The sequence below is a fragment of the Dankookia rubra genome (genome assembly GCF_004355005.1).
Taxonomy (GTDB): Bacteria; Pseudomonadota; Alphaproteobacteria; order Acetobacterales; family Acetobacteraceae; genus Paracraurococcus; species Paracraurococcus ruber_A.
This window is the reverse complement of the sequence record NZ_SMSJ01000166.1, coordinates 1-7,029: the sequence shown is the minus strand read 5'-3', so window position 1 is coordinate 7,029 and position 7,029 is coordinate 1. Positions and strand designations below refer to the sequence as shown.

Genomic DNA, 7,029 nt, shown 5'->3' with positions numbered 1-7,029 from the left:
AGGCCTCGTCCACCTTCCAGGGCCGAAAGCTCTTCGTCATGCCGCCGAGCGAATCACCGCACGATCCGCCTGTCGAGCCTCTTCAGCCGTTACGTGGACGAGCTCCTAGCGCAGGAAGCCCATGTAGCCCCGCGCCAGCGCCTCGGCCCTTCCCTCCCGCGTCACGTCCCACAATGGGTTGTCGGCGATCAGCCGCTGCCCGCCGTCGCGCACCACCGGGCGGATCACCGCCCCGGCGCGGGCCGTCGTCTCCGGCCCCAGCAACTGCAGCGGGATGCGCAGGTAGATGCCCTTGTCGAAGCTGCCCTCCCCGAACTTGCGATAGGGCACGTCGGTCAGGGTGGCGAAGGCGCCGACCTCGATGCCGCTGTCGAAGCGCCGCCCGACCTCGACGGTGCCGCCCCAGTCGCCGGCCAGGTACCGCCCGGCCCGCAGCACCGTGTAGAGGCCCCAGACCGGCAGGTCCGCATAGAGCGAGGCATGCCCGGTGGTGACCGTGTAGCCGAGCGCCGCGAAGCGTTGCCGGTATTCCCGCTGCGCCACCCAGGCGAGGTCGAGGCCGAGCGCCACCGGCCGGTCCATCGGCCGCCACAGCACCTCCCCCTGCACCCCCTGGTACATCGGCTCCAGCAGCCCGCCGGTGACCCGGGCGAAGACGTCCGGCGCCAGGGTCCAGATCCGCTCGCCATAAAGGGTCGGGATCGCCGTCTTGCCCTCCCGCGCGTAGCGGGCGAGGTCGCTGCGGACATGCGGCAGGCGGCTGTCGGAGGGCCTGGCATCCTCGAGGTTCCCGGCCAGCGCCTGCGCCAGGCTGCCGGCCAGGGCGAAGCCTTCCCCGAGCCCGTAGCGCGCGCCGGCCGCCAGCCCGGCCTGCCAGCGCACCGCGCGGCCGGGATCGCCGAGTTGCAGCGCCAGCCGCGGCTCGACGGCCCAGGCGAGGCCCGGCGCGGCGAGCGGCGCGGCGGGCGCGGCCGCCGGCAGCAGGGTGGAACTGGCCAGCACCTCCTCGGCGCTGCCCGCCCCGGCGGCGCCGGCCTCCATCGCCTCCCGCAGCAGCACGAGGCGGGCGACCGGCGCGCCGGCGCGGTGCCAGGCGATGGCGATGCGCTCCACCTCCGGCGGCAGGTGGGGCTGCGCGGCGCGGGCGGCCCGGCCGGCGGCCTGGGCGAGGGTCGGGAAGCGCCCGCCCTCGACGGCGAGCCGCGCCTCGGCGCCCGCGACCTCGACGCCGAGCGGGCGGAAGCCGGCCGCCCGCAGCGCCGGGGCAATGGCATCCTCGGTCCCCATGGCCGGCCGGGCCGCCATCGCCGGCGGCGGCCGCCGCGGCACCTCGGGCGGCCGCGCCGGGTCCATCCGCAGCGAGAGCCGGACCAGCGCGTCGGTGCCGTGGACGAAGTGCACCCCGGCATCCAGCCAGGAGGTCGGCTGCCACTGCAGGCCGAGGTTCAGCCGCGAGCGCGCCTCCCCGCGCAGGTTCGTGGTGCGGGCCGGGTAGCCGCCGCGCTCGTCCCGCAGCGCGTCGCCCGACCATTCGAGCTTGGCGCGCAGCCCCTCCACCTCGCCGAACAGGGTCGGCAGGCTCCATTCCACCCCGCCGAAGAGCGCCACGTCCTCGCCGTGGAACCAGCTGCCATAGGCCGGCGTGCCGCCCTGGCCGACATGCCGCGGCCGGGTCTTGTACCGTCCCGAAACCAGGCCGAAGGGGTTCCGCAGGTCGGCCCCGGTGCCGAGCCGTCCCCAGCCCATCCCGAGCGAGACGTCGACCGGCCCGAAGCGCTTCGAGGCCACCAGGTATTCCCCGCCATAGATCCCGGTGCCGATCGCGTCCTGCAGCCCGACCGCCAGCGCCGGGCGCCAGGCCCCCTCCTGCCATAGTTGCCATTTCAGGTCGAAGGCGCGGTCGTTGGTGGTGCCATGGCCGGTGGTGCCGTTCAGCCGGTCGGTCAGCCGGAAGGTGGTCTCGAGGAAGGGCAGCGCCTGGAAGCCGAGGAACCAGAATTGCCGCTGGTGGCGCAGTGCCGCCCCCGCCTCCAGCGTCCCATCCGGCCGGAACCGGGCGTTCCGCATCTCGACCAGCCCGGCCCCGCCGAAGTCCGATCCGGTCGCCGGGACCTCCTGCGCCGCCGCCGGGGTGGCGAGGAGCAGGATGGCCAACCACCCCGGGCGGGTGCCGCCGCCCGTGTGACGGCTGCCCGGCCTATTTCCCACTCGACCGCACGATGACCGCCAGCGCCGCGCTCGACAGCGCCACCTGCGACAGCACCTGGGTCACGTCGCGGAGGAAGCCCCAGGTCTCGTAGGGCGAGGGGTCCTGCGGCACCACCACCGTGCTGCCCGGCGGGATCGGCGGCCCACCCGACTGCCAGGCGCCGAGGCCGGCCGGCGTCGATTGCCCGTTCGGCAGCACCACGAAGCCGCGCCCGCCATCGGCGAAGCGCTGCTCCCCGCCCGAGGCCCGGACATAGTCGCCGGCCTTCCAGCCGGTGGCGAATTGCAGGCTGCCCGGGTTCAGCACCGCGCCCACCACCGTCACCTCGTTCGGGCGCTTGGGCATCGCGACCAGGTCGCCCGGCTCCATCAGCACGTCGAGGTCGGGGCGGCCGGCCAGCACCACCGGGTTGGCCTCCACCACCATCCGCCCGGCGGCCCGGGCATTGCGCAGCGACCCGGCCAGCGCCTGGCCGGCCTGGATGGCGCCCGACAGGTCGGTCGAGCCGCGCATCCCCGCCACGGCCTGGCCGGCGGCGACCTGCATCAGCCCCTGTTCCAGCTCCCGCGCCGTCCGGGCGAAGCCCTCCTGCTGCCGCTGCCGCACGCTCTCGCGGCTGAAGACGGCGCCATAGGGATAGGCCTGCGGCGTCAGCCCGCCGGCGCGGGCGATGACCTCGGACAGCCGCTCGCCGCGGCGGATGTCGTAGACCCCGGGGCGGACGAACTCGCCGACCAGGGTCACCGGCCCGGTGTCGCGGTCGCCGAAGCCGCGCGGCAGCCGCACCGCGTCGCGCGGCGAGAGGCGCACGGCGGCGAAATTGCGCGACCGCAGGTCGAGCAGCGTGCGCGCCAGCGGCAGGGTCGCCGCCTGCTCCGCCGGCTCCCGCGCCAGCTCGACCGTGGACAGGTCCGCCGTGTCGGTCGCCCCCCCGGCCGCGGCCAGCACCGCCTCCAGCCCCGTGTCGTTCAGGATGGGATAAAGGCCGGGCAGCCGCACCTCCCCGGTCAACAAGACGCTCTGGTCCAGCAGGAAGGGCAGCAGCGTCGGGTAGTCGAGGAAGAGCTGCGGGCAGGGCAGCCGGCCGTAATCCGGGAAGCCCGCGGCGCGCGCATGCGCGAAGCGCTGGCGGGAGGCCTGGGCGGCCACCGTCAGCTGGCTCAGCGCCGGGCAATCCGCGGCCGGCGCACCGGGCGGTGGCGGCGCCGCGGCAGGCAGCGCGCCCGGCATCCCGGCCGCCGCCGGAAGCGGTTGGGCCGCGAGGGCCTGGGCCAGCACCGGCGCCGCGCCTGGGTCCGGCGCATCGCCGCGCAGCGCCTGCTGCACCCCGGGGCTGGCCAGGAACAGCACGTCCGACAGGCCGAGCAGGATGACCTCGTCGCCCTCGGCCAGCGGCATGTCGGCCTCGCCCTGCAGCACCCGGCCGAGGTCGAAGGGGAGGAATTGCCGCGTCCGGTTGCGCGCATCGGTCCGCCAGACCAGGCCGAGCCGCGGATAGGGGTCCGCCTTCACCAGCCGCGGGTCGGCCAGCAGCCCCCGCAGGGTCCGGGCCCGGCCGCCGGCGGCGCGCAGCACCGGCGTCGCCACATGGCCGGCCAGCCGCAGGTCCTGCGCCATGACGTCGGAGCCGGGCTCGACCCGCAAGGCGTCGCCGCGGCGCAGCGCGTCGCGCGGGCCGATCTCGCGCAGGGCACGCCGGCCCTCGCCATCCGTCCCCTGCAGCAGGAAGCGGTTGCCGCCCGGCCGCAGCGGGTCGCCGGCCAGGCGCAGCAGCGCGGCGAGCGGCGCCTGCGCCGCGCCGGCCGGCAGCTCGTAGATGCCGGGCCGCGTCACCTCCCCGCCGATCGCCACCACGCCGCCGAGCGGCGGCACCAGGATACGCTCCCCCTCCCGCAGCCGCAGGTCGGGGGCGGCGCCTTCGCCGGCGATGACGGGATAAAGGTCGATGATGCGCCGGGTGCCGCCGCCCTCGACCCGGATGGCGCGGAGCGAGCCGGTGCGCCTGACCCCGCCGGCGGCGACCAGCGCGTCCAGCACCGAGGCCATGGAGGTCAGCGGCTGCAGCCCGGGCCGCGCCACCTCCCCGCCGACGAAGACCGCGATCTGCCGCACCTGGCCGATCGAGACATAAACCTCCGACCCGCCGAGCTCCCGCGCCGCCCGCGATTCGAGGTCCGCCCGCAGCTCCCGCAGGGTCCGCCCCGCGGCCGGGACCGGGGCCAGGTCGGGCGCCAGCAGCATGCCGTCGCGGCCGATGCGCAGGCTGAGCGTCTGCCGGCTGCGGCCGCGGAAGGCCAGCACCACCTCGTCGTCGCGGCCGAGCAGGTAGTCGTCCGGCAGGGCGCCGAAGCCGATCCCGGCGGGCTGGCCGGCGGGCTGGCCGCGCAGGCTGTTGTAGCCGAACTGGCGCAACGGCGCGGGGGTGCAGGGCGCCGGCTTGTCTGTAGAGAAAAATCCCTCGAACTGAGATTAGAGTCCGAAACTGCGAATTAAAGTCCAGAATCGAGTCGGTCGACTTTGCAACATCCTGTCCTCCTGGATCAGATTGCGGATGCGCTGAAGGCCGGTGGCCGAGTTGGTGCGCACCGGCCCCGACCTTGCGACACATGGCGTGGTGCGCTGGCGACGGGCCGATCTGGCCGCTGTGATCGAGCAGCGGTTTGGCGCGCGGCCCGACGTGCGCACCGTGGGCAAGCTGCTGCGCCGGCTGGGCTTCCGGCGGCTGTCGGCGCGGCCACGACATCCGCATCGCCTCGGCGATTTCCTCGACCTGTCCAGCGAGGCACGCGGGTTCAACTGACCTCCATAGTCGCTGTCCTGAGCATACCGCGGCGACGTCCGATCCGAAGCGCTGTGGCGCGGCCGCGGCGCGCAGCGACCATGGCGAGCACCGATCCTTCGCTGCCGCGAGCACCGTAGCAGCCTCACCCACCGTCGGCGAGCGGCACCGTCCATCCTCAGCAGAATAGGAAACCCCGTTACGAAATCAGCGTGGCAACTGGTTTGACATGCACCGGTCGGCGATCGTCACCGGAGGCCGAGACCGTGAGCTCGGTGAGCGAAGCGAGTAGAGCACGGCCCGCATGGCGACGCCGCGCGGAAATATTTGAATTCCCTTGCGTTTGCAGGAGCAAACCGGTTAGCCCAGCGCTCTTCGTTGCGAGATGCCGCCGGGCCATGAGGGAAGCACGCCACAAAGCACTGCTGCGCAAAGCCATCTCGGCCTGCGTCGCCGCGATCGAGGTCTACAACAAGCCGGTCATGCCGCACCGGGACGAGACCTTCGCCATGCTGGCAGTCAACGCATGGGAGTTGCTGCTCAAGGCACGCCTGGTGAAGGAGGCGAAGAACCAACTCCGGGCGATTCAAGTGCTGGTGCCGGTTGAGGGTAAGGACGGCAAGCCGACCAAGCGGCTCCGGGTAGACACGAACCGCGCCGGCAACGCAAAGACCATAAGCCTCGGCGAGGCGGTGCACCGGGTCAAGCAGCTGCCGAAACAGAAGCTCGACGCGGCGTGCGAGGCCAATCTCTGGTCGCTGGTCGAGATCCGGGACAATGCCGTTCACTTCATCATCGAAGATGCCGAGATGATGCGGCGGGCGCACGAGGCCAGTACGGCCTGCATTCATAATTTCGTGGTGGCGGTGGGCGAGTGGTTCGACCACAGCTTGTCCGAGCATCGCTTCATGATCATGCCCCTGTCGTTCGACGCGGCCACCGGCCCGGCGCTCGCCGTACCTGGGCGGCGCACCCAGCAGGCGGCAAACCTGATGGCCTTCCTCGACCGCGCCAGCGACGACTACCCGGTACGGGCGAGCTCAGCCTATGCCGCGGCGGTTAAGTTGGAAACGCGCATCGTCGGCGGCAGGAATAAAGACGCGGCAGCGGTCAGGCTGACCGGCGGTCCGGACGCACCGGAATTCCGGCTCAGTGAGGAGAAGATCAGGGACAACTGGCCGATGGACTACGGCACGCTGCAGAAGCGCGCCAAGGCAAGATTGCCTGATATCAAGTTTAACCGTGCATTCAACGAGGCGATGCGGCGGGTGAAATCCAACTTGCGCTTCGTGCATCGTCGCCATTTAGACCCAGACAATCTGAAATCTCCGAAGAAGGAGTTTTTCAGCGAGGCGGCGCTCGATGCGCTGATCAAGGCGATGGAGCCGCTGACGCTGGGCTGAGCACCCCCGCCCCTACCGCCGGCGTTCCCGCAGGTTAATCCCGACCGGCCTCGATCTGCATCGACGGCAGCGCATCCAGTCGGCGACCCGGTGGAGCCTGATCGCACCGATCATTTTCCCGACTTGCGGTTTGCCCGTTGCGCTTGCGCCGTTCGTTCTCGCGCGACGCTGTCCTGGCGCTGATTTCGTAGGTGATCCACTAATCGAGCCATTGCCGCGCAAGCTCCGCGACGAAGCGGCGCGCTTGCCGGAGGTCCATGCGTCGGCTCGGCGGCAAGTTCTCGTGGGGTCCCCTCGCGTGCCGCCCTTCTTGACTATTTGCCGAGAAGTTTTTGAACGTCGCCTTCGGCCACCAGCGTTGCCGCGCAGCGCTCTCCAGTAACTCGGACGCCATGAAAAGGTCGAGCCTGACCTGATGGGGTGGCTCTTCCGCAGGAAGCGTGGTTGATGCTGCCAGGTGCGCTGCGGCTTGGCTGGCCCAGTAGTAACATGCGGGATGAAGGACCTTCACCTCCTGCCAGGATGCTGCATCCGGGAGATCACCCGCCCGGACGCGAGCAACATCCAGATCGCTGCTGAGGCTCGGCAGCGGAGCGGCCGCTGCCCGGACTGTGGCGAGCCGAGCCATACTGTCCACA

At 72.0% G+C, this 7,029-nt stretch carries 4 protein-coding genes and 1 pseudogene; 2 read left to right on the top strand and 3 right to left on the bottom strand.

Annotated elements, in window-relative coordinates:
- Positions 1–105: 105 nt before the first annotated feature.
- Positions 106–2,154, bottom strand: coding sequence for a YjbH domain-containing protein (locus E2C06_RS34810; RefSeq protein ID WP_241671607.1), 2,049 nt, complete (start codon positions 2,152–2,154; stop codon positions 106–108).
- A 43-nt stretch (positions 2,155–2,197) separates the two neighbouring features.
- Positions 2,198–4,621 (bottom strand): polysaccharide biosynthesis/export family protein, encoded by a 2,424-nt coding sequence (locus tag E2C06_RS34805; RefSeq protein WP_133293130.1) that lies wholly within the window; start codon positions 4,619–4,621, stop codon positions 2,198–2,200.
- Positions 4,622–4,775: 154 nt separating this feature from the next.
- Here E2C06_RS34805 and E2C06_RS40050 point away from each other — a divergent pair.
- Both E2C06_RS40050 and E2C06_RS34795 read left to right on the top strand, forming a co-directional pair.
- Positions 4,776–4,979: pseudogene (locus E2C06_RS40050) on the top strand (winged helix-turn-helix domain-containing protein); the annotation flags it as partial.
- A gap of 407 nt (positions 4,980–5,386) precedes the next feature.
- Positions 5,387–6,391 (top strand): DUF3644 domain-containing protein, encoded by a 1,005-nt coding sequence (locus E2C06_RS34795; protein WP_133293128.1) that lies wholly within the window; start codon positions 5,387–5,389, stop codon positions 6,389–6,391.
- 199 nt (positions 6,392–6,590) lie between these two features.
- Here E2C06_RS34795 and E2C06_RS39020 read toward each other — a convergent pair.
- Positions 6,591–7,029, bottom strand: a 439-nt coding sequence (locus E2C06_RS39020) for a hypothetical protein (RefSeq protein WP_206664833.1), incomplete at its 5' end; no start/stop codon positions are given.

Excerpts from the sequence above, each read along its gene's own strand:
- E2C06_RS34795 (WP_133293128.1), top strand. The coding sequence starts at position 5,387 with ATGAGGGAAGCACGCCACAAAGCACTGCTGCGCAAAGCCATCTCGGCC.